The organism is Parasphingorhabdus sp. (genome assembly GCF_036964565.1).
In the GTDB taxonomy this organism is placed as follows: Bacteria; Pseudomonadota; Alphaproteobacteria; order Sphingomonadales; family Sphingomonadaceae; genus Parasphingorhabdus.
On record NZ_JBALTN010000005.1, the window covers coordinates 130,368 to 154,305 of the forward strand.

8 protein-coding genes are annotated in these 23,938 nt (G+C 54.1%); all 8 read left to right on the forward strand.

Features of this window, described 5'->3' with window-relative positions:
* The first annotated feature begins 361 nt into the window (after positions 1–361).
* Positions 362–1,546, forward strand: coding sequence for a DUF6361 family protein (locus V7650_RS08515; RefSeq protein ID WP_335655805.1), 1,185 nt, complete (start codon positions 362–364; stop codon positions 1,544–1,546).
* The gene (locus tag V7650_RS08520; protein ID WP_335655806.1) at positions 1,543–3,525 is read left to right on the forward strand and encodes a phospholipase D family protein; all 1,983 of its coding nucleotides are present in this window, start codon (positions 1,543–1,545) and stop codon (positions 3,523–3,525) included. Before V7650_RS08515 ends, V7650_RS08520 begins: the two co-directional genes overlap by 4 nt.
* The gene (locus V7650_RS08525; RefSeq protein ID WP_335655807.1) at positions 3,522–6,836 is read left to right on the forward strand and encodes a hypothetical protein; all 3,315 of its coding nucleotides are present in this window, start codon (positions 3,522–3,524) and stop codon (positions 6,834–6,836) included. Before V7650_RS08520 ends, V7650_RS08525 begins: the two co-directional genes overlap by 4 nt.
* Positions 6,837–7,182: 346 nt before the next feature.
* Positions 7,183–10,530, forward strand: a complete 3,348-nt coding sequence (locus V7650_RS08530) for an STY4851/ECs_5259 family protein (RefSeq protein WP_335655808.1) — start codon at positions 7,183–7,185, stop codon at positions 10,528–10,530.
* Between the two features lie 11 nt (positions 10,531–10,541).
* Positions 10,542–16,535 carry a DEAD/DEAH box helicase gene (locus V7650_RS08535; RefSeq protein WP_335655994.1) on the forward strand — a complete coding sequence of 1,998 codons (5,994 nt, stop codon included), beginning with the start codon at positions 10,542–10,544 and terminating at the stop codon, positions 16,533–16,535.
* A 378-nt stretch (positions 16,536–16,913) separates the two neighbouring features.
* Positions 16,914–19,955 (forward strand): BPTD_3080 family restriction endonuclease, encoded by a 3,042-nt coding sequence (locus V7650_RS08540; protein ID WP_335655809.1) that lies wholly within the window; start codon positions 16,914–16,916, stop codon positions 19,953–19,955.
* Positions 19,948–20,958: a hypothetical protein gene (locus V7650_RS08545; protein WP_335655810.1), complete on the forward strand. Its 1,011-nt coding sequence runs from the start codon at positions 19,948–19,950 to the stop codon at positions 20,956–20,958. Before V7650_RS08540 ends, V7650_RS08545 begins: the two co-directional genes overlap by 8 nt.
* Entirely contained in the window at positions 20,958–23,936 is a 2,979-nt protein-coding gene (locus V7650_RS08550; RefSeq protein WP_335655811.1) for a site-specific DNA-methyltransferase, read from the forward strand. The genes V7650_RS08545 and V7650_RS08550 overlap by 1 nt, the downstream gene beginning before the upstream one ends.
* Positions 23,937–23,938 lie beyond the last annotated feature (2 nt).

Sequence of the window (23,938 nt, forward strand, 5' to 3'; positions counted from 1 at the left end):
AAGGTGCGTAAGCTGAGCCGTTACGCAAACGACCTGCAGCTTACCATCGCCCTAGACCTCTCATTGGCGGCGTAGGTGATTCATTAAAATGTGCCGGATGAGTGGATTATAGAATCACTGGTTCGGGACACCCACGGACCTAAAAACGCGGATTTACTTTAAAAGCATACCAAACACGCTTTGCAAAAATAGGCTATCGTCCTATTAACTTAGACAACCGAGGCTGAATAGATGCCAAAAATAATCTCTATAAAAATCAGAATTATAAATTGTATATTATGAGAGGATTGCTTGATATTGCCTAGCCATTCCAATGTTCAATATGCTAATCTCGGGCGGGCCAAAATTGAGGTCAGTTTCGATGAATAGTTCAATCGGCTGGATCCGGTTCGACCAGCGGGAATATGATCAAGCTGCCGAAGCCCGCGCTCTGCTGACGACGCCGGGTTCCCGCGACGAACTCGGCTTCGCCGGTATCCGTGATAGCTTTGCCGACGCAATGTTTCCAGGCACGAGCACCATCCAAACGCGAATGCGCTATGCAATTTTCGTGGGCTGGACTTATGATCGATTGATCCGCCTACCGTCTGCTGAGCTGATCAAGCGCGGTCGGAACGAGGAGATCGAAACGATCCGGCGGCTGGAAAAGGGGCGGGCCGGCAATGGCATAATCGGTTCCCGAGCCGGAGAAGACCTCATCAGGTTGCCCAGCATGTCCTATTGGACGCTGCTCCAGCAGTGGCGAAGTGCAGCGATCGGAGACAACTTGTTCCCCTCACGAATAACTTGGATGACAATGGACCCGTGCGAAAGGAAACGCTGGCCTCTCATGTCTGACACCGGGCCGCGGTCGTCGTTCAAGCAGTCGATGAATTTCATCCTGCCGCAAACCGAAATTGATTATCTCGCCGAAAGGCTTGCCGAGCGGGAGAAAGGGGGTAGCCGCAGCCTTTTTCACGAATTGCTCAAGGGTGATGCGCGGGTAACTAGTGAGTTTCCAGAACTGGCTGACATTGTAACCGACGACGTTCGCAACAGTGAGATTCTCCGGCGCGCACGGGCTTTTTCCGAACTCACCTGGGGTGCAAGCTTGGCATATAATATACTTCTACTGGAAAAGCGGTTGAGACAAGCAAGAGGCTCCGAGAAGACGGTCGAGGAAGATGAAGAATTGCTTGAAAGTCGACGGAAGGATTGGCTGGAATGGATTGAAACTGATCGTCAGACAAACGCAAGGATGGTTACAGACCCTAGCTTCTTCTCCTTGCCAAATTGCACTGGTGACAAAGCGATCGGGTTTGTGAACGAGTGGGCCGGACTATCTGTCACCCTGACCGAACCACAAGGCGCCGCTGCACTCATCTCGAAGCGTGAGGCGAGCATAAAGAGCAGGACACAGCAGCGTTTCTCGTCCCAGCGTGCGTTGTCCCGCTGGGGTGGCGCATCTGATATTACCGCCGCAGCGTTCCGATGGCCAACTGCACGCACTTTTCTCAGGGATCTGCGAGCAAAAGGTTTCCCCGCGACCACCGACGAGGTAGCATGAACCAAGAAGACCCCTTAGCCACCGCCTTTGGTCCTGCAAACGTAACGTTCTTCACGCAGCTACTGGCACCGCCTGAAGGCATGATTTTCCAACAGGCGGTGGGCACCACATTTACGCTCGATTTGGAAACGGCCCTTATACCCCCACTCATGGTCCTTGGGCTTACTAAGGGAAACGACGACGCTCGGTCGCAGGGTGCAAAGCTCGCACTTAACTTGCGCCATGCAGTTGAAAGGATGACTGTATTTATGGAAGCGGGCCATTTATCAAGCAGGCGCGCCGAAGATGAGATCCATTCGCTTCTAGCACCAATGCTACGGGAAGTTCTGGTCCCCAAATCGAAGGGGGGGCACCGTAGTTTTCATCCCAAGGTTTGGGTGGTGCATTACACGGGCACCGAACCTCGATCCGCAGATGTGGTGCGCGTAATTATATCTTCTCGGAACCTGACCCGGTCAATGTCGCGTGATGCGATGGTGATGCTCGAGGGAAAAGTGGTGAATCGACCGCAGTCCCGCAATGCACCGATCGCTGACTTTTTGCGCGCTTTACCGCCCATCGTTGTTTCACAAGGTGCCGAAGGAGAACCGGCTGCGCTGACTAGCGCCGCTATTGAGACCTTAGCGTCGCTACTCGAGCGGACCCGTCTGGAAGCTCCCGAAGGGTTCAAGCTCGAAGGGTTCACTTTTTCCGGCCCTGGGCGGTCGACCAACTGGCGGCCCAAACCCTGTGACCGCCTCACAGTTATTTCGCCATTTTGTGATGAGGAAACGCTGAGCGAATATGCGGAGACCTGCGGGGCTCGAAACCTCTTGCTTGTCAGTCGTCAAGGAACACTTGGAGGGCTGCCACCTGACAACTTATCGGGAGGAGAAAATTCTTGGAGTGCTTACGTTTTCGATGAAGCCGCAAGCCCCGACGAGATCGACGAAGCCACTGATGCCGAAGCGCAACATACATCACTCGCAGAACGCAGTGAGCAGTTGCACGCCAAAATCTTTATAGAAGAGAGCGGTGCGTCCCGAACCCGGATCACGGTTGGATCGGGCAACGCGACGAACCCGGCCAAAGATGGTCGCAACATCGAGATTTACGCAACGCTCAGTAGTCCGGCAGATGAAGAACATTTGGTGCCTAATTTCGATGAACACGACACCCCAAACGGATACAGGGGCTTCGCCTCATTACTTAGGCGCTTTGAGCCATTGGGCTCCACCGAAGACGAGATGTCGGAGGAAGAGGATGAGTTTGATCCTACAATGCGTTTTGCCATCTACGAACTGCTCAACCGCCATTTCACAATGCGCTTCGACCCTGATGAGCTCACCAACCTTTGGATATGCCGCATTGAGTGCGTTTCTACTCCAGATTGGATGGTCATCGGCGATATAAACGTGACGGTGAAGCCCGCGACCGGCGCTGATGACGCGGCTATCGATGTGACTGGTTGGAAGAAAGGTAAATCCCAGGAGTTTGCGGCCGTTCCGGTAATCGAGCTGTCACCATTTGTAACGGTCAGGCTCTTGCGCGCACAAGGCGGGGAAGAGACCTTAACGACTCAGCTCGTGCATTCGGGCTTCCCACAAGACCTGCATATGTCTGCGGTGATGAGGCGCAAGATGCCTGCTGCTTCCGATTGGCTCGAAGCTCTTGCTGCAGCCCTTGGTCAATCGCCAACGTTTGGAAGCGGAAACACCGGATTCTCCTCGGGCGGATCCAGCGAATGGGGCGTTGGTCTGTCGCTGAACATGCCCCTGATGGAAGCGCTGATCAACAACCTCGGAGATACTGAGACGTTATTGGCATTTGATAGAACGATGACGGCGTTTGGGCAGGCCATCGCGGACGTTGGTGATGACGTTGAGAATAGAGCGGCGCTTGATCGACAAAAGATGCTGCACCGTGAGCTTTCCGATTTCTGGGAGGTATTCCTGCCATTCCTCCCGGTAGGCCTTAATGAGGGTGAAGGACCAGTATGAATACCAAGGCCAATTATCTAAAACCTTTTCAGGAAGCGACAGTCGAGCACGCTTTCAGGCGTCTATACCTGGACGATGATGCGACCACCCATTTCCTCGTTGCCGACGAGGTTGGGTTGGGAAAGACGATGGTCGCGCAAGGCGTCATCCGCGAAGCTGTAGCCCATCTTAAGGCGATAGGCACGGAAAGCATAGACATAGTCTACTTGTGCTCAAATCAAGCGATCGCCCGACAAAATCTGCGTAAACTGCGGAAAGCCCTGCCAGATGACGCAAGTGTTGAACCGAGGCGCGCGGACCGGATGACCCTGATGGCTTTGGAACTCGGCGACAAAAGCAGTGCGGGCAAGGTCAACTTCTTCCCTCTTACTCCTGACACGTCGTTTAAGATGGGCAATGCAATGGGAAAGCGTGAAGAGCGGCGTTTTCTCTACTATTTTCTCAGAAATTGCTTTCACGGCAATTATTCCTTCATGCGCGAGCATGCGCAGGGCCTTCCGGGCAAGTCGCTAATGAGAATGTTGAAGGGTGGGGTCCGAGGTCGTGACACGGATTGGTATAGTGATATCGCTGATGATGAGGATGACGCCGAAACTGCCGTGGGCAGACTGGGCGATCCGAAGGAGATTATAGGCGACCTCCATGGCAGGTTTGCCGCCGTCGCAGCACTTTACCCAACGCCCTGGAAGTCGATAGCTGATCCTGAGCTGGACCGAGAAGTCCGCCAATTAGTGAAGGAGTTGCGACTACGCATTGCGATATCCTCTGTCAGGCTTCTTGAACCCGACCTCATAATCATGGACGAGTTCCAGCGGTTCACTAAATTACTCGGGAGCGACCGGGGAAACGTAGTGGCGCAGCTCGTCCATAAGCTCACGAGTTTCCGCGACGAAAAGACAGGAGAGAATGTGCGGATGCTGCTCTTGTCTGCCACGCCATACCGCTATCTAACCCTTGCAACTGATGGTGATGACGGCGACGCAGCATATGTCGTTTACGGAGAGGATACAGAACCGGCGAAGCAAGAGCCCGAAGGACATAAGGAGGATTTTGAAGGCACCTTGAGGATCTTGTTCTCACATCGACCGGAGATCGTGGATGAGGTGATGGCCGAACTAACGCGGTTGCGCGCAGCGCTGCTGGGCATGCCTGATACCTTTGTCGACGGTGTCAGTGCGCGTATTGCGGTGCAAGAGAAACTCTCAAGTGGCATCGCCCGCACGGAACGTGTCGACTCGTTGCTCGAACGTGACTCCATGATTCAAGAGATTCCCGTAACTGTAAATTTGGAGACCGAAGATATTCGCGATGCCGAGTTGCTACAACAACTGGCAGTGGCGGCTGGATCGCGGAATCCGATTGAGTTTTGGAAATCTGCTCCGTATCTTCTAAATTTTATGAATGGTTATGCATTGCTCGATGAAATCGAACAATGCCGCGATGAAAACGAATTGGCTGGGAAGCAGCACGGTGATCGGGTTGGCGATAGGGCCAAGATCGTTCGCAGATTGTTGAGAACGATCGCAAAGCGAAGCATCCAGCCCGCTCATCTTGTGCGTTACGCACCGATTCCGGCCAGAAATGGTCGAATGCGGGCACTTTTGCGCTACGCATTCGACGGCGTAGATAACAGCGATAAAGGTGATATCACCTGTGATATCGGTGAGAGCCGTAAAGCCTCAGGCGAGTCGGCTTTGGCGGGCCGATTGTGGATGCCTCCAGCGCTGCCTTACCACTCCCGGATCAACAAGAAATCATCGGAAGAAGATACTGCGGATTTTTACTTTCCGAAGCCGGAAGAGGTGAGCAAGGCTCTGGTCTTCTCGTCGTGGCAGGTGGTGCCAGACACTGTCGCCGCCATCGTCAGCTATGAAGCGGAAAGGCGGACTTCACTGAGGAAGCAGCCCTACAAGAGCTACGCCAAAGCTTCAGGGATCGAAGATTCTGCTACTCAAATATTGAAATACCCATCACCAACCTTGGCTCGGCTTATCGATCCACTAGCCATGTGTTACGGCGACAATCGGCTGCATACGCTGGAAGAGCAAAGGCGGCACATCGTCGCTACCTTGCGGCAAGAGTATCCAACCAAACGACGCAGCAAGAATAATCAAAAAGGGCAAGTGGAGCAGATATGGGATGCTATTCTATCGGATGACAACTTGTCTCACGCATCCGAAAGCCGTCCCGATCTAATCTCGGCCCGAAGTAATAAGGCCAGGCTCTCTAACGACCGCGGGCTCAAACTTCTTACCGATTTTTGTTTGGGCAGCCCAGCGACCTGCGCGCTCAGATCCTTGATGCGTGTTACCGGCCGAGATGGTGGGGACTTAGTAGCTGCCGCGTCGAAAATCGCTGCCGATATAGTGCGACTTATGACTCGGCCGATCAATGCCGCCCATATATTGGACGAGCGGACGGACAAGAGCACGCCCTCGTGGATGGCGGCTCTGCGCTTTGCTACGAAGCACGATCTGCAATCCGTATTGGACGAGTGGTTTCACATCTTAGCCAACGACGCCACGGACGACGACGGCGTGAACGTCTGGAAGATCGCAGAAGCAGTTCAGCAAGCCCTGTCCGTGACGCCTTCAACAGTCACGGTAAGGAATGTTGCGAACTGGAGCCGGAAACGCATTGATGGAGAATCCGTCAGCGCAAAAAACTTCACAATGCGAGGTTATTTCGCAATGCGCCTAGCGAACGCTCAAGGAGAAAAAGATGACGACGGCAACAGGGTTGGTCACGTCAAAGATGCTTTCTGCTCACCGTTTGCGCCGTTTATCTTAACCACCACTTCAATTGGACAGGAAGGTTTGGACTTCCATCCTTACTGCCATCGAGTGTATCACTGGAACATACCCACCAACCCTGTGGATTTGGAACAGAGAGAGGGCCGGGTTCAGCGTTATAAAGGCCACGCTCTGCGGCTGAACTTGGCTGAAGCACATGCTGATGCCCTAGCTCCAGCGATAAGAAGTGAGCAGATGATTGATCCGTGGGAGGTCATGTTCGAAGCAGCAGAAGCGACAATTATCGGCGGCTCAGTGAGCGAAGGCAGACGGGACGGTCGCGCGCCTTCATGGGTGTTATCAGGACGCCACCGCGTCAAACGCCTAGCGCTTATACCTCCCTTCAGCCGAGAGGCTGCCGGTTACCAAAAGGTCCGGGACGATCTCACGCTTTACCGATTAGCCTTTGGGCAGGTGCGGCAAGACGATCTGCTAAGGCACCTGAGCAACCTAAAATCGGAAGGTCAGATGGACCCGGATCGAAGTGACGAATTGCAGATATCTCTCAGACCGAAATGAGCTCATATTGCGACCGGAGTTTCCCAACATTTTGATTGCCCGTTGTTATTCTGTTGGCCGCACCAGTTTTTCTGCCATTTCTTGGGCTAAAGCCAGTTGGAACTCCGGTGTTTCTTGGGTCCAATCAAGGAGAACATTTTGCTCCAAATTACTCAAAACGGTTAGCCGGCCGTAACCCGTTGAACACACCGAATAGGGTTTGTTAATTTTGCTTACGGTTAGAAATGTAGTGCCGTTCGTTTCCGCAATCATTTAGCGAGAATACTGAGGGTTATTTCATTTTTTAATAACTACTTGGCGTCCTATATCATATGTAAAGGCGCGTTTTGAAATTGGGTGGGGCGGTATGAATAGCAGTGACGAGTATCAAGCCGCGTTAGATAACTGCGGTGCGGATCTTATGAAGCTGAAGCGGCTATTTGGGTTATTGCAGAATGCCGAGGGTGATTGGTGCGGAAAGGCGCGCTGGCAAGTAGCTTTTAGAATGCGCAAAGCGCGAACCTCTCTCCCCCCTGCTGACGGCCGCCCGTTATACGCATACCAATTCCAGCTCGAACAATTCGAGTATTGGCAGGAAACTTTAACAAAACAGGTCGCATCCGGAAAAATGCCGCACGCAGGTGCGTTCGTTCTGTGGGCTGCGGAATGGTTTCGGCGATGTTATCGCGGCGACGTAATTAAGTGGGATGCACTTGGCGAACAGCTAGGTCTGGATTTAACACAACTCGGCTGGCGTAACCTTGCGGATAAAGGGTTGCAATATTGGGGTTTGCGCCCGGTCGTTGTAAACGGAATGAATTATCGTCTTGTGGCAATTGCTAGGCAGGCTGGTTTTCCCGTGGCAGCGCTGGCCGATGGACAAGGCGGTTGGGCCGAGAGTTATCTATCGGGTCTGGTTGGTCAGTTATTGGGCGCCGCAGTCATTCGCGAAGATACTGCAATTCGCATTGCTGAAAATCTTAGCGATAGGGTTCCAGTTAGCTGGCGCAATGCAGAAATGCAGGCGGTTTGCGCAGAACTTGCGAGCGTCGTTGTAAGCCTAAGGCAAGAGGCGGACGAGGGCGGTGCGGGCTCGGCGGCCTTGGTATCCAGTTGGCTGATACAGAACCGGCCAGACTGGCGCGACACCCTTCCGCTCCGGATGGAGGGGCAAGCATCCGCGCTTATAGATAAATTGCTGACGGCGAAGGCTATACCAGGCGCTGGCGGCTCCGTGCGGGTGCGACGCTTTGCGGATGTAGATGATAAAGGGATTCGCCAGGGTTTAGTCCTGGATTTGAATGGAAGCTTGAAACTGCGTCAAGCGCAACAGGCTGCTGTCGATGCCGATGGCGGCATCGCACGGTTGCGTTTGTTTGCTGCTGGTGAACTAGCGCAAACGGTAACCGGAGAGCTGGCGATGTTAGACGCGCCGGACAGGCCTTCGGATGGCTGGCGGACAAGGCTCACTCATCGCACGGCGCAGCATGACTATGACTTCGAAAAGCCGGTCAACGTGGAACTACGTGCCGATGGACAGCGTATAGGCGCGCCGTTTGAATTGGGGGGTGGGGAACCGGTGAATGACGGTTTGCGTATTTACGAACTGGATCAGGATGCGAGGAGCAACGAGGGGCGGCTATGGCTTCGCAGCTGGAGTTCGGGCGCATTCAAAGCGGAGAAGCTTATAGTCGAACTGCCGGATGACTGGTTATGCGTTGAAGATACAGCGCAGGATGAAGAAAACAACACTGTATGGCGGCGGATTGCGGGCCGGACCTTTTGGCAAGTGACAAGCCCATTTATTGCGGAAAATTCTCAGGGCGACCGTTACCTGATCCGTCCAGGTCAAGATGCTGCGCATCGGGATGCCCTGCATCTTGACGGACGGCATGTGAATGGCGTTCAGACGGGGACCGGTTTACCACTGATTGCTGGTAGGCCCACTGTTCAGCTTACAGAGTCGAACCGAATGCGGACGATCGGAGGAGAGAAAATCGGCTGGAGGCAGCTTGGCAAACGGGACTGGAAGTCTTGCGCGCAGCCAGCCCCCTTTGGAATTATTGAGTATGGCTGGCGCGATGGATCAACCGGCCATCTACGTGCGAAAAGCAGTGCAATGCTATTGCCAGAAAATTTCGCAGTCGAGATGCAGAAAAACGGGGACATTCTGAACATACATCTGTTGGGTTGGGCGGGGCATGCGGTTTTATCCAATTCCATTGATTGCGACATGAATAAATGGCGGATCAACCTTGCCAATATGGAGCGGGACCGCGTGGATCTTGTGCTATCAAGTGACGCTGCAACAGATATCCACCTAGAAATTCCTTTGCCCATCGTTAGTTGGATTGCCAAGCAGGACGGGCAGCTGCTCCCCCGCGATAGTGTAATCTCCATAGCCACGGTGAACCGGTATGTTGCGCGCAACGATCGTTTTGAACTGATCGGCGAAGTTCTTGCTGCAAACCGGTCGCCGCACCGTAATACAGCTATGGGAAGAGGTGTTGGTGTCAAAGCTGGCGTAGGTCGTATCTGGCCCGGCAGCAGCGACATGAGCTTGTCGGTAATTCGGGATGATATTGCGCGAATGATCCGCCCGTTAGGCATAGATCATACAGTGCAGCTAAACTTTCTCGACGGCCTTTCGAACCAATGGTATGTTCAGGAGTTCGAAACGGAGATTGAGGAGCGGGATCTTCGTGGCTGGTTTCCTGTATCGTCGTGCGGCGAAGATAATCTGATGGTGCGTGGCCGCAAGTTGACGGACCCGGCACGCGAACATAAGTTTGGTGAATATACACTGGCTGACACAGTCCATATGGTGCCGCTGCCTATCCCGCGTTTGAGGGAACAGTGGCTAATCTATCTGTCAACCGATGACCGGGTGCTTTCGCGCCCTATTGTGATCGGAACGCCCGCGCTGAACCCTCAAGCGCACAGCCGTCTCGGGCGGGTAATGGGATTACCTTACGAAGAGTTGGATGAGGCGCTCAACTGTTTTATCCAGACGATCTTGGACGACCCGTCGAGCAAGTCCGCACAGGAGGACATTCGTTCCGTTGTAGACCTTGCTCATTCGCTAGGCGGCTTACCCCCGATGACCTTTCTAATATTCGCGCTAATGAATGAAAAGTCCGAACTCGGTCCGCACCTGCTTATGCACGCAGGCGAAAAAGAAATGGCGAGTATCGTCGCACTGGCTGACGGCTTGTTGTTCGACTGGGCGACGGTTCCTAAGGGTAGCTGGCAAGCAGCGCATGACGCAGCGGGCATATACTACATGAACAACTTGCCCGAAATGCCGGGCCAGTCGCCGGTGGAACGCGGCGAAATGATTCTAGATATCTTGCGCGAGCAACAGGAAGCGATTGTCGATGCACTACCCTGGCTGGCGGGCGTTTTCCTCAATGATGTCGTGGACGTTAGTTTTGATGATATTTGTGACCGGCTGTTCGATCGTTCACGGGACAGGATTGATCGGGACAGGCACAATCCATTTCGCCCTGAACTTGACGCCCTTCACGTCGATCGGCGTTTGAGTCCAGGTCTCGCTCGCGTATGTGACGCGCCCTTCGCTGCTGCGCTTTCGGCAGCCGGAAAGCTGGAGCTGACACGAGCCCAAATCATGACGCTCAAAGATGTGCGTGAAAACCATCCGCAGTTTTTTGGCGAGGCCTATAGCTTCGCCCTTGCAAGTCTATCGGGAGAATAGCCGTGAATAGCATGATTGATCCATTCGCTGTCGATGCAGAATTGCGCAGCCATCTTTCTGAAGCGCTTATCGCGCAAGGCGGTTTTGGCAACACTGACCTGAATAGCTGGCTACGCGAGAGGCTTAGCGGGCAGGTAATGGACAAAGGCGCATTACTGACCGATCCGGTTGTCGAAGCAGCAGCGGAATATCGGTCATCGGGATTTACCCCGGCACAGATGGATAAGCTGTTGTGTGCCGAAACACGCGACGCACTTTTGGGCATGCCGGGTGACGAGCATCGATTTGATTATCCTATGTATACCCATCAGCTAAAAAGCTGGGAAACGCTGTCGCATGAGAAGAGGCGCTCGTTACTAGTCGCGAGCGGAACCGGGTCGGGGAAGACCGAATGCTTCATGGTTCCGATGCTGGATGACCTGGCGCGTGAAAGCGCAGAACAGGGTAACAGAACGCTGACCGGCGTGCGTGCCATAATGTTATATCCGCTTAACGCGCTAATCGCGAGCCAAAAGGAGCGGCTTGACCGCTGGACGAAGCCATTTGGCGGGCGGATCCGTTATGGTCTTTATAATGGACTTATGCAGCAAGGAAAGGCCGACGATTTACGCCGGGCCTATGCTGAAGCGCCGCAGGAAACGCGCTACCGCAAAGATCTGTATGAAAACCCACCACCCATTCTGGTGACAAACAATACTATGCTGGAATATATGACAATAAGGAAGCAGGACCTCCCGGTCTTGAAGGCCTCAGCCGGCAAACTTCGCTGGATTATAGTCGATGAGGCGCATAGCTACATCGGATCATCGGCGGCGGAATTATCGCTATTGCTACGCCGCGTATTGCAGGCGTTTGAGGTGGAGGCATGTGATGTTCGTTTCGTTGCTACATCGGCGACGATCGGAACGGAGGATGATGCCGGACGGGCGGCTCTGCAAAAATTTTGGGCTGATATCGCCGGTATCGACCCGGAAAATGTAGATGTCATTTTCGGAGAACGCGAACCGTTCCTCTTCCCGAAAAAAGACAGTGCAGAGGCCAATAGTTTTGAGGCTGCTTTGCCCGCTATTCCAGCGGAAAAACGATATACTGTAGCCAAATCGCTCGCCGAAAATCTTCGTGCTGGGCCGTTGCCGCTGGCCGATATACATAAAAGTGCGGGCGGCGATGGCGCCGCCCTGCTGCATGGTTTTGCAGGCGAAAATACGGATTTGCCATTATTGCCAATGCGCGTTCATAAATTTGTTCGTGCGGTGCCAGGTCTTTGGTCGTGCACAAACAATTTATGCACGGGCGAGCGCGCAGAAGGCTGGCCCTTTGGCGCAATATTGTTTGAACGAGAGGAAGTCTGCCCGCATTGTGCATCGCTGGTATTGGAAATTCAAGGCTGTTCAAACTGTGGGGAGGCGATGCTTTTAGCCCATGAGCAGGGCGGAATATTGAGTCCCGTGAAACGGCAGGGGCAGGGGGATGAATTTTCTGACGGCAGCGAGGGCGACGATTTGTCAGGTGTCGAGGGCGAGGATGCACCGCGTCAGGAAACCGGACGCGGCTATGACATCATGATCGCTGGGCGCGCTGTAGAGGGTGCCCGGCAGCACGGGTTTGACCATTCCACCGGGATACTTAGTGACCGCAGCGCAGATGACGGTATTTGGATCGCACAGGCAGCGAGTGACCCCTGCAAAGTATGCGGCAATAAAGGCGGTATCGGCTGGCCGCCCTATCGTTCGTGGCGCTTTGGCATGCCGTTTCTGGCGCAAAATTCCGTCCCACTGATTGTCGATGGCGTGAGCGCTATGCCGAAACCCCATGACAATCCGTTGCCAAATGATGGCCGGCAAGTCATCAGCTTTACCGATAGCCGGCAGGGCACGGCGCGTATGGCTGCACGTATCGAAACCCAGTCGGAACGCAATTTCGTCCGCGCCTTTGTATATCATGCTGTGCAGCAGGCAGGAGAAATGCCGCAAGATGCTGCGGATCAATCTGAACTGGAGGCACAGCTTACACAGATGAAAGCCGCTGGAATTACGTTCGGTCCGGCCGTTGAGTTTTTGGAAAAGCAGCTGGCAGAAGCCGCTATCCTACCTCCAGGCCGGCTCAGCTGGAAAACAATGGCAGAACGCCTGGCGCGCAGCCCTATTCTCGAACATACCATACAGCAGGTTTGGGATCAGGACCGCGAGTTGCAGTTTATAGATAACCCGGGCCGTCTCGCCCATTTTCTGTTGCTGCGCGAGCTGGGACGCCGTCCTGTTCGCGCCAATACCATCGAGACGATGGGCCTTGCCCGCTTGTCCTTTCCCGTCATCGAGAAATTATCGGAAACCAGTCTGCCAGAATCTTTTCGCCGAGCCGGCAGATCACTCGCCGACTGGAAAGACTATCTTTATTTCTTGGTTGATCAATTGCGAGGAGCCTTTGCGATACGTATGAACCGCGAGGAAGAGCATTGGCTTCCGGGCGGGGCCTACACAGTTCCAATCATTCGTTCAGAAGAAGAAAGGATCGGCAAACGGGACTATCGCTGGCCGGCCGCCAAGGGTCACGGCAATGAACAGAATGCCGTTAAGGCACTCGCTCTGGGCCTCGCGCTGGACCCGCTGGACCCGGGTGACAGGAATGAAATCAATGACACGTTGACAACTGCCTGGACCGCACTTCGTCCCCTGCTGAGTGCCGGCGACACCTATGCACTTGATTTAGCGCTGTCTGATATCGAGCAAATGTATGAAGGCTGGCGCTGTCCGATTTCGCGGCGCATCGTGCCGCGCCTTGTATTTGGTCGTTCACCCAACATGATTGCGCATCCCGTTCGCGAAGGAGATTCTCAGCCTCGCCATATTCACATGCCGCGGTTGCCATTGACATTCCCTCGAACTGCCGACGAAAAAGCCGAAATGTTGTCTTTTGGAAAGACGAACGACATCATCAAATCTTTGCGGCACGATGGGCTTTGGAATGCCATCCACGACCGTATGCTGGTCAATGCTCCTTTCGTGCGCGCTGAAGAACATAGCGCGCAGCAGCCCGCCTGGCGATTACGTGATTTTGAAGCGCAGTTCAAACGCGGCGAAATCAATATGCTTGCCTGTTCGACCACCATGGAAATGGGCGTTGATATTGGCTCCATCGAGGCGGTGGTGAATACCAACGTTCCGCCTTCAATCGCCAACTACCGTCAGCGCGTGGGACGTGCGGGCCGCCGGCGTCAAGGCTATGCATTCTCGCTTACAATTGCGCGCGATACACCGCTGGACCGAGAAACTCTGCGCGATCCCGGAGCTTATCTTGCGCGGCAGTTGCGCGCTCCGAAAGTCACGATGGATTCTAGGCCCATTGTGCAGCGTCATGCCAACGCTATGCTTCTGGCAGTCTGGCTAGCCGAAAGCGGCGGCCAGCTTATCCGCATTGAGGCAGGAAGGTTCTTCGGATGCGGGTCGGATCTTCAGCCGCTTGATCAGGATGAGCGCTCGCCGTGCAGTGAATTTATCGACTGGCTGGCACTAACACAAACTAAAATGGCGATGGAACCGAAGCTCGACAAGTTGGTGCGCGGCACTATTTTGCAAGGTGACAGACAAATTCTATCCAGTTGTGCTCACGCGTTTGAAACGGAAGCCGGAAAATTCATTGCGATATGGGATCGGTTCCGTGAACAAATGAAAGAGGTCAAGGCCGAAGCGCAGGCTGCCATTATGCATCAGGCATCGCGCGTCTGCCGGGAATATCTCCTAAAAGAACTGGCCAATCGAGCCTTGATACCGGGTAGCGGTTTTCCAACAGCGGTCGTGCCATTTGTCACCACCTGCCGCTTCAATAAGGATAAAAATAGCAGGAATTCAGGCCAGGACGAGAGCCCCCGTAGCAAGCGGTATGATTATCCTTCGCGAAATGCAGACATTGCCATCCGCGAGTATGCTCCGGGTGCGCACGTCGTTGTCGATGGTCTTGTATGGACCTCTGCAGGGGTAGCTCTGACTTGGAAGCGTCCTGTGGATGATGCTGACGCACGCGAAACACAAAGTTTTAAAAGGCTGTGGGCGTGCGGGAAGTGCGGGGAGCATGGCACTGGTTTCGAAATACAGAAGCTGTGCAGCGTATGCGGCGAAAGTTTGACCAACGATATGGAATATTTGGAGCCAGCGGGATTTCGCGTTGATTGGCTCGCAACGCCTAATGCCGACACCGACCGCGCTGAATATATCGAACCGGAAGACCCCTTAATCTCTGCGCGCGAAAGCGACTGGCAAAATCTGCTCGATCCGCGTGCCGGGAGATATCGCGCTTCGTCAGTTGGGACGGTTTTTCATTATTCACGCGGGCCAGGGAAAAGCCGATACGACCTCTGCCTCGACTGCGGCCGCGCCGCGCCGCATACCGATAACGGTATACCAGCTCTGGCGGACCATGACGCGCTCACGCCCATGAAGGGACATGCGGGACGTTGCAGCGGCAACGATCGCAGTTTTGCAATCAAGCGTGGTATCGCGCTTGGTTTCGAGGTGCAAACAGATGTGGCCGAACTGCAGCTTTCCGGGTTCCTTAAGCAAGGGACTGCATTGGCGCTAGGCTCTGCTTTACGCGAAGCTCTCTCGAGACAGCTAGGTATTGAAACACGCGCACTTGGTTTGGGCGTGCGGAAAAGTGACGGTGACCTTGCCGAACCCGTTTGGTCGGTATTGTTATATGATCAGGCTTCGGGCGGAGCGGGCTATGCTCCTCGACTTTTTGACGATATCGGTTTGATGTTGATTGAAGCTCGCGGGATATTGCAATGCGATTGCGAGAAGGCCTGTTCAGCCTGTGTCCTTGCTCCGGACCTGTTTGCAAAACAGGAAATATTGGACAGGTGTGACGCGTTGGATTGTTTAGATGCTATTCTAGAGATTGTCGCCGAACCGGACGCTGCGGACCGCGCTTTTCCCGATGCGAAGCTGTCGCGCAGGGTGGCCGACGATTTGGTGATGCAGATGGCAACAACCGAACGGTTCATCTTACCAATATCGACTTCTTTCGATCTTTCCGCACTGTCCCGCGAGCCATTTAGCACGCTATTTCATCAGGCGGAGCGATACGGAACAGGGCGTGCATTGTTGCTCTCACCTAATACGATAAACGATACGGACGAAGCCTTCCGCCGGGGTTTGCAGAAATTGGCGCATCGCTATGAACTGGATTTGTTTGTTGGTTCGTTGGACGATGCTGCAAATGGCGCATTGCCGATTGCTATATCCCAAAATTCGGAGCGGGTTACAGCGTGGTATTGCCGAGACGGGAATGCAGCGATTCCATCCGCGCAATGGGGTCTGGGAGATGCCCGTCCCGTCGTGAAGACCGCCGCGATAGAATTTCCAGCTGCGACCTTAATTTCTCCAGATTATTTTGATTTTTCTAGTAATTCGTCAAGCGCTTTGGAAGTCATCGCTGCAGGACAAGGCTGCGCGGCCATGAACTTTGGCAATTATTTTGTCGAGCAGCATCTACGCGGTTTGCTAGAAGATATCGGGATGTGGAAAACTGCGGAGTTGATCAGCATCAAATATTCTGATCGTTACCTGAAGGCACCTCTGCCAATGTTATGCGCGTTTAAGACATTTGGCGCGCTGCGCGAGGCTTTGTCTGCAGGAAATGCAGTTATCCCGCTGACACTGAGTTGTGATCGGGCCAGCAACGACCGCGAACCATTTAAAATCTTCCACGATTGGAAAAGTGACGAAGCGCAGGATGCAGTCGCTGAATGTCTGGCGAATGAACTTGATTTTGAATTGACGATAGCGAACGAGCGTGCATCTCATCCGCGGCATTTGCAGCTAGCTTTTAGCAATGGCAATAATGTCAGTATATATCTCGACCAAGGGTTTGGGCAGTGGGATGCTAGCGGTAACGTGCATTTTAATTTCTTTGAAACTCCGGAACAGCAAGCCGCGAGCATTTTTGCATTTAGGCCTTATATCGGAAGTAATAGTGAAAGCTATATCGCGGCAAAGCTTGTAACATGATATTTGGAGGGACACAGGACAGGGGATAGAATCTGCCTTCCTCATCCTCATAGCGGTGTTATCTAGACTGCTGATCACCTCCGTTTCGTAAACACGCTCGCCTGGGTGGATGGACGCCATTGCAAATATGCATTCGGAACGGTCTACGTTGCGTTGACTGAAACATCCCTACAAACCCGTCTTAGACATTAGTTGCATTCATCAGTATTCGAGTTACAACCATTTGCAAATTAAGTGGTTTCTGGACTTACTATTTTCATGAATAAATAATGTTGGTTAGCCAGCAGCCAACAAAGGGAGGATATTGATATGCATCGCGAAATTAGAATGTCGCTTTTTTTAGCTAATGTCTCGGTTCCTAAGAAAGCTGATGATTAAATGAACAGCCAGGCATTTTTCGAATCCCCCATCCTCAATTCGCCGTATGAAGAACCAGGTCAGCACTGGCAACTGAGTGACGCTGGTCAGCCTACAGGTCAAATCGAGTCAGGACGGCGTAAGAGCGATCTGACTACGCCGATACCCAAGGCGAAAACGACGCGCGGGAACGCCGCTTCGCAACAGGATCTCTATGCCGATGCTAAGGGCGAGATCTATGATCCTACTGAAACTATCAACGGAATCCGGTCTGCAGTGGAAAGCTGGCGCGCTTTGCCTGAAAGCCAGTGGCAGGTTACGCCCACCACGGCTCGGCTTCTTCGCCACTGGCGCACGCACAAATTCGCCAATCAGCGGCCATTTTTCTGCCAAGTAGAAGCCGTCGAAACAGTTATTTGGCTTACAGAGGTTGTTGGCCGTCCGAGCCGCAAGGGCGGCAAAGTAAAACTGGCGACCGGTCAGCGGTTTTGGGATCATCTTTTTGCTGCCAATGAAGCGTCCAATCCTGATCTGATCCGGCTTGCGCTCAAGCTAGCGACTGGGGCTGGAAAAACGACAGTGATGGCGATGCTTATAGCCTGGCATACGCTGAATGCAGTCCGGCATCCCGGATCCAAAAAATACTCAAAGGGCTTTTTGGTCGTCGCGCCGGGCATAACCATCCGAGACAGGTTGCAGGTGCTGCAACCAAATGACCCGAACAGCTATTACAAGAGCCGCGAAATTGTGCCGGAGGATATGCTGCGTGATCTGGGGCAGGCCAAGATCGTAATTACCAATTTTCATGCCTTCAAGAAGAAGGACGAGGTGTCACTCAACAAGGTCCAGCAGGCAGCTTTGAACACCACACCGAAGCAGGAAAGCGATGGCGCAATGCTGCGCCGCGTTGCTGGACCGCTTCTAGGTATGAAGAATGTCATCGTCCTAAACGATGAAGCCCACCACTGTTATCGCGAACGTCCGTTAACGCCTGAGGAAGAAAAAGCGCTGAAAGGCGATGACAAGGCGGAGGCGAAGGAAAATAACGAAGCGGCACGCCTTTGGATTTCAGGCCTAGAGGCGGTCAAGCGAACACTGGGCCTCAACATGGTCTACGATCTATCCGCTACTCCGTTTTTCCTGAAAGGCTCCGGCTACCGCGAAGGGTCGCTGTTCGGCTGGGTTATGAGCGATTTCAGCCTGATGGACGCGATCGAGTGCGGCATCGTGAAGTTGCCGCGGGTCCCCATAATCGACAATGTGGAGCAAGGCGAAATGCCGATGTTCCGAAATCTGTGGGAACATATCGGCAAGAAGTTACCGAAGAAGGGCCGCGGAAAATCCGGCTTTGACGATCCGCAGAAATTACCGAACGAACTGCTTTCCGCGATCGACGCTCTCTACGGCCACTATGTTAAAACTTTCGATGCCTGGAAAAAATCCAAGCTCGGCGTTGAGCCGGTCTTCATCGTTGTATGCAATAACACCGCTACGTCAAAGCTGGTGCACGACTATATCGCCGGTTACGAGGTGTCGACGAAAGACGGTGGCAGCCAGCTGATCGCCGGAAAATGCCCGCTTTTCCGAAATTTTGATCCTGATGGCGTGGCTCTACCCAAAATGCGAACCCTGTTGATTGACAGCAAGCAACTGGAAAGTGGCGAGGCGGTCAGCGCTGAATTCAAAGCCGCCGCCGCCGGTGAGATCGACCGGTTCAAGGATGAGATGATCCAGCGCACCGGTGACCGTGCTTCGGCTGAAAAGATCGACGATGCCGACATATTGCGGGAAGTGATGAACACTGTCGGTAGGCCCGGTCAACTGGGTGAGGCAATTCGCTGTGTAGTTTCGGTGTCCATGCTCACAGAAGGTTGGGATGCGAACACTGTTACCCATGTGCTCGGGGTGCGAGCATTCGGCACGCAGCTATTATGCGAACAGGTTATCGGTCGCGCACTACGCCGCGTCTCTTACGAGCTCAACGCCGAGGACCGGTTCGGCGTTGAATATGCCGACATCTTCGGCATCCCGTTCGATTTCACGGCGCAGGCTGTTCAGGCAGATATAAAACCGCCTCCGCCAATGGTCAGGGTGGAAGCGATCAGTCCGGAACGTGACGATGTAGAAATCCGATTCCCACGCGTCGAAGGCTATCGCACCGAATTGCCGCGGGACACGCTGCAGGCAGAATTCACTGAAGATTCCACTCTGGAGCTGAACCCCGACCTGGTCGGTGCGACCGAGACGATCAGTTCTGGTATCATCGGTGAAACAGCGGACATGACGCTGGACTATCTCGCCGATATGCGCCCCGCCACAATTCAGCTGCGCCTTGCCGACCGCATAGTGCGCCGACAGTTTACCCAGGATGGCGAGGTGCCTAATCCTGCTCTTATCTTGGAAATGCGCAAGATCGTTCGCCGCTGGATGGCTGAACATCTGGTGTGCAAGGGCAGCACGCAGCCGGCGCAGTTGCTATATTATGACATTGCTGACCGGGTCGCGGAGCGGATCAAGCGCGCCATCACCCGGGGAACGAAGGGGGAGAATCGTGTGGTCGCTCTGCTCGATCCCTATAATCGCGAAGGCTCCACTGCCCATGTCGGTTTCAACACCAGCCAGGACCGTTATGAGACCGGCGTTAAATGCCATATCAATTACGCGATTGCCGACAGCGATTGGGAACTGGAATTCTGCCGTATAGCCGATCAGCATAAGCGCGTCCTCGCATGGGTGAAGAACCACAATCTAGGCTTTGAAGTCCCGTATCACGCAGGCGGTGAAGCCCGGCGATACCGCCCCGACTTTATCCTTCAGGTCGATGATGGCCACGGTATTGATAACCCGTTGAATTTAGTTGTGGAAATCAAGGGTTTCCGGAACGAAGATGCCAAGGACAAGGCTGATACCATGGCTACCTATTGGGTGCCGGGCGTGAACAATCTCGGGACGATGGGACGCTGGGCCTTCGCCGAATTTACCGAAAAATGGACGATGCAAACTGAGTTCGCCAACAAGATTGAATCTTGGCTGGATGTTATAGAGGAAAAATCCCATGCCTGATTTTGCAAGGTTTCTTGTCATCAAAACTGGCTGGTGCGACAGCTACACAGGTGATGAACCGCTAGGCAATTTTTCTTATTTTGCGGACGGGATGGGCGCCGAGCGATTTAATATGTCCCCAACACCTGAGGGCTTCAAAGTGTATTGCGTAACGCCCGCGCCGCAAGCAGCTATCATGGATGGATGGACTATTGCGCATGTCGCTGTCGATCCGGCAGAGAAAAAGATGAAGTTGGTAGGTTGGTATGAAAACGCCAAATTTCTCGGCGATGCAATTCCGCGAAGTGGTGAGCTCGCTGGATCAGCCTCAGTCTATTCCATCCTTGCTGAAAATGCATATCAGATTCCTCCCGAGGAAAGACCAATTATTGATCACAAACACAAACTCGGTAGCACGCGTTTGGGTTGGCTGCGGGGCAAAGAAACCAAAACCGATTGGAGTTACGTCAGACAGCAGCTCGAATCAGCCATAGGGTCATTCAATGCCGATAGCTTTGATCAACGTAATTTTCAGCCAACTGACTCTAAACGCTTTCTCGGAGATACCACCAGGCCCTTGAATCGAGATGATGATGGCGTTCAGGTGGATGATGGAGGAAATCCTTACGGACGAAGCAAATATGCTGAGAGTCCAGAACACAAGGCGTTAAAGGAATGGGCTGTCGCGAATGCGCATTTCTTCGAATATGCAGAGGGTGATAAAGCCATCGGAATATCGGAGTTCTCGCTCCCATCCGGTGATAGTGTTGATGCAGTTCAACTCACTGATGAGCAAATCACTCTAGTTGAAGTTAAGTCGCGACGATCCGGCGAAAGAGATATCGAACGCGGTATTTTTCAGTGCGTAAAATATGCCGCGGTCTATGAAGCGATGCAGTATCGGCAGGCAAAACAACGAGAGGTCAACGCCGTATTATTGACCGAGAATCCGGTCAGCGATCGCTTGACAGCTCTGGCAGGACGGTTGGGCATCGAACTCAAGCAACACAGGATCGAACAATAATGGCCAAAAAACCGCTCCGCGTTGAAACACTCACCCATGATGAGGACACCCGCAAGAACGCGCCGACTGCGGAACTGGAAGCGTTTGTGGATGCTGATACCAAGCGGCCGATTAAGGTCGCTTATGAGCGGCGCAATCCTGATCTTGATCCTCAATTGGTGTGGCGGGGCAAGGATATGGCGGATTGGTCCGACCTGATCGTCGGGGCACCGCCGCTCTATATTCAGGAGAAGATTCACCCCAAGGCGTTGATCGACGATCTGAAGCGCGCCAGTGAGCGTGAAGAACCGGAGGAAGCGCCAGACCTGTTCTCCGATTTCAACGGCATCGAACCCGACCAGCGAACCGAGTTTTACGAACATGACCAACATTGGTCGAACCGCATGATCCTGGGCGACGGTCTGAAGGTAATGGCGTCGCTGGCGGAGCGTGAGGGGCTTAAAGGCAAAGTGCAGTCGATCTATATCGACCCGCCCTATGGCATCAAGTTCAACTCTAACTTCCAGTGGTCGACCACCAGCACGAAGGTAGAGGACAAGAAGGCTGATCACCTGACGCGTGAGCCTGAGCAAGTGAAGGCCTTCCGCGACACTTGGGCGGACGGCATCCACTCTTACCTCACCTACCTGCGCGACCGCCTGACAGTGGCGCGCGACCTGCTGACCGAAAGCGGCAGCGTTTTCGTCCAGATTGGCGACGAAAACGTCCACCGCGTGCGAGCTCTGATGGATGAGGTATTCGGGGACGAGAACTTTGCCAGTTTGATTACCTACAAGACGTCGGTCGGTTTGGGATCGAGCGGACTGGATAATACGGCAAATTTTCTCGTCTGGTATTTCCGAAACAAGGAAATGGCGAAATTCCATCCTTTGCTGCGTGAGACAGTGCCGGGTGAAGAAGGGGCGTCGCGCTACAAGACATTGCGCCTTCCAAATCTTGCCGAAGCATCGGTAAGCGAGTTCGATGAAATCCCGCAGGACGCTCGATATTTCCGCGATCAGGGTATGACATCCCGCTCTGCCGCAAACACGACGCTCTTTAGCTACACCTATCGAGACAAGGACTACAAACCGAACTCGGGCGGTTGGCGAACATCAAAAACCGGTATGGTGCGTGCGGATCATGCCGACCGTCTGCTTCAAACTGGTAAGACGCTCTCTTACCGAAAGTATTACGACGACTTCTCGGCTATCTCCATGGACAACGTCTGGTCGGACGTAAGCGGCGGTGTCACAAGTCGAGCGGATCCCAAGGTGTATGTCGTGCAGACCGGCACGACGGTCGTCCAACGCTGCATCCTGATGACCACCGATCCCGGCGATCTGGTGCTCGATCCCACCTGCGGTTCGGGCACTACCGCTTATGTCGCCGAGCAGTGGGGGCGGCGCTGGATCACGATCGACACCAGCCGCGTCGCGCTCGCGCTCGCCCGGGCGCGGATCATGGGCGCGCGCTATCCCTGGTATCTGCTCGCCGACAGCCGCGAGGGGCAGATGAAGGAAGGCGAGATCACCCGCACCCCACCGCGCGACACGCCGACGCAGGGTCGCGTCCGCCAGGGCTTCGTCTACAAGCGCGTGCCGCACATCACGCTGAAAAGCATCGCCAACAACGCCGAGATCGACACGATCTGGGAGGAGTATCAGGAAAAGCTCGAACCGCTGCGCGAGGAAATCAACCGCCTGCGCGGGCGCGACGGTTCCGACGCCGACCTGCCGCCTTTCGAGGAATGGACCATGCCGCGCGAACCCGGCTCGCCATGGTCAGAAGATGCCGCCAAGGCACTGGAAAAGGCCCGCAACGAAGGTGCCTCCGATGCGGTGCGCAGCAAAGGGCTCGCCAAGCTGAACGATGAACTGGGCCGCGACTACAAACTCGATACGCTGCCCAAACATCCTGTCGATCTCTGGAACGATCAGGAGTGCGAGAAGCTTCACGCCGAATGGTGGATGCTGCGCATCGAACGCCAGCAGGAAATCGACGCCAGTATCGCCGCCAAGGCGGACACCGAATATCTCTATGACCAGCCCTATACCGATAATTCACGCGTGCGCGTAGCAGGGCCGTTTACCGTTGAAAGCCTCTCGCCCCACCGTGTCCCCGCCATCGATGTAGATGACAGCCTGTTTGATGAAATGGAGGCAGCAGAGGGCAGGCGGCAAAAGGACGGAACCGGTGAAAGCGCCGACTTCGCGCAAATGGTGCTGCAAAACCTGGAACGCAGCGGCGTGCAACAATCCAATCGTGAGGACCGGCTGGTATTTGACAGCCTGAAGGTCTGGCCCGGTCAATGGGTTGTAGCCGAAGGCGTTGTGCGCCAAAGGTCGCTCGATGCCGCAGAAGATGAAGAAGAAACGGAGGCTGGTCCTACGCGCCGCGCAGCCATCTTCGTTGGCCCGGAATACGGCACCGTCAGCCGCACCGACCTGACCGCCGCTGCGCGCGAAGCAATGGAGGCCGGCTTCGACCTGCTGATTGCGGCGGCTTTCAACTTCGATGCCCATGCGGGCGAACTGACCAAGATGGGCGCGCTGACGGTATTGCAGGCCCGTATCAACCCCGATTTGCACATGCCTGACTTGGCAAACACCGGCGCAGGCAACCTGTTCACGGTATTCGGCGAACCGGACATCGTCGTTCATGACGAGGGCGACGGGAACCTGTCCATCGAAGTGATCGGCGTCGACATGTATAAGGGCGGCCAAATCGAAAGCGGTGATGCCGACGACATCGCCGTGTGGTTCATCGACACTGATTATAATTACGAAAGCTTCTTCGTCCGTCACGCCTATTTCCCGGGCGCTAACGATCCCTACAAGGCGTTGAAAACCACGCTGAAGGCAGAAGTGGACCAGGAAGCATGGGACTCGCTCAATCGGACCCGGTCACGCGTGTTCGCGCGACCTAAGGACGGTCGGGTGGCCGTGAAGGTAGTGAATCATTTGGGCGATGAAGTGATGAAAGTATTGGAGGTTTAACA

Bases quoted from the DNA above. Each gene is read 5' to 3' on its own strand.
- V7650_RS08540 (WP_335655809.1), top strand. From the start codon at position 16,914: ATGAACAGCCAGGCATTTTTCGAATCCCCCATCCTCAATTCGCCGTAT.
- V7650_RS08525 (WP_335655807.1), top strand. From the start codon at position 3,522: ATGAATACCAAGGCCAATTATCTAAAACCTTTTCAGGAAGCGACAGTC.
- V7650_RS08545 (WP_335655810.1), top strand. From the start codon at position 19,948: ATGCCTGATTTTGCAAGGTTTCTTGTCATCAAAACTGGCTGGTGCGAC.
- V7650_RS08550 (WP_335655811.1), top strand. From the start codon at position 20,958: ATGGCCAAAAAACCGCTCCGCGTTGAAACACTCACCCATGATGAGGAC.
- V7650_RS08520 (WP_335655806.1), top strand. From the start codon at position 1,543: ATGAACCAAGAAGACCCCTTAGCCACCGCCTTTGGTCCTGCAAACGTA.
- V7650_RS08530 (WP_335655808.1), top strand. From the start codon at position 7,183: ATGAATAGCAGTGACGAGTATCAAGCCGCGTTAGATAACTGCGGTGCG.
- V7650_RS08535 (WP_335655994.1), top strand. From the start codon at position 10,542: ATGATTGATCCATTCGCTGTCGATGCAGAATTGCGCAGCCATCTTTCT.
- V7650_RS08515 (WP_335655805.1), top strand. From the start codon at position 362: ATGAATAGTTCAATCGGCTGGATCCGGTTCGACCAGCGGGAATATGAT.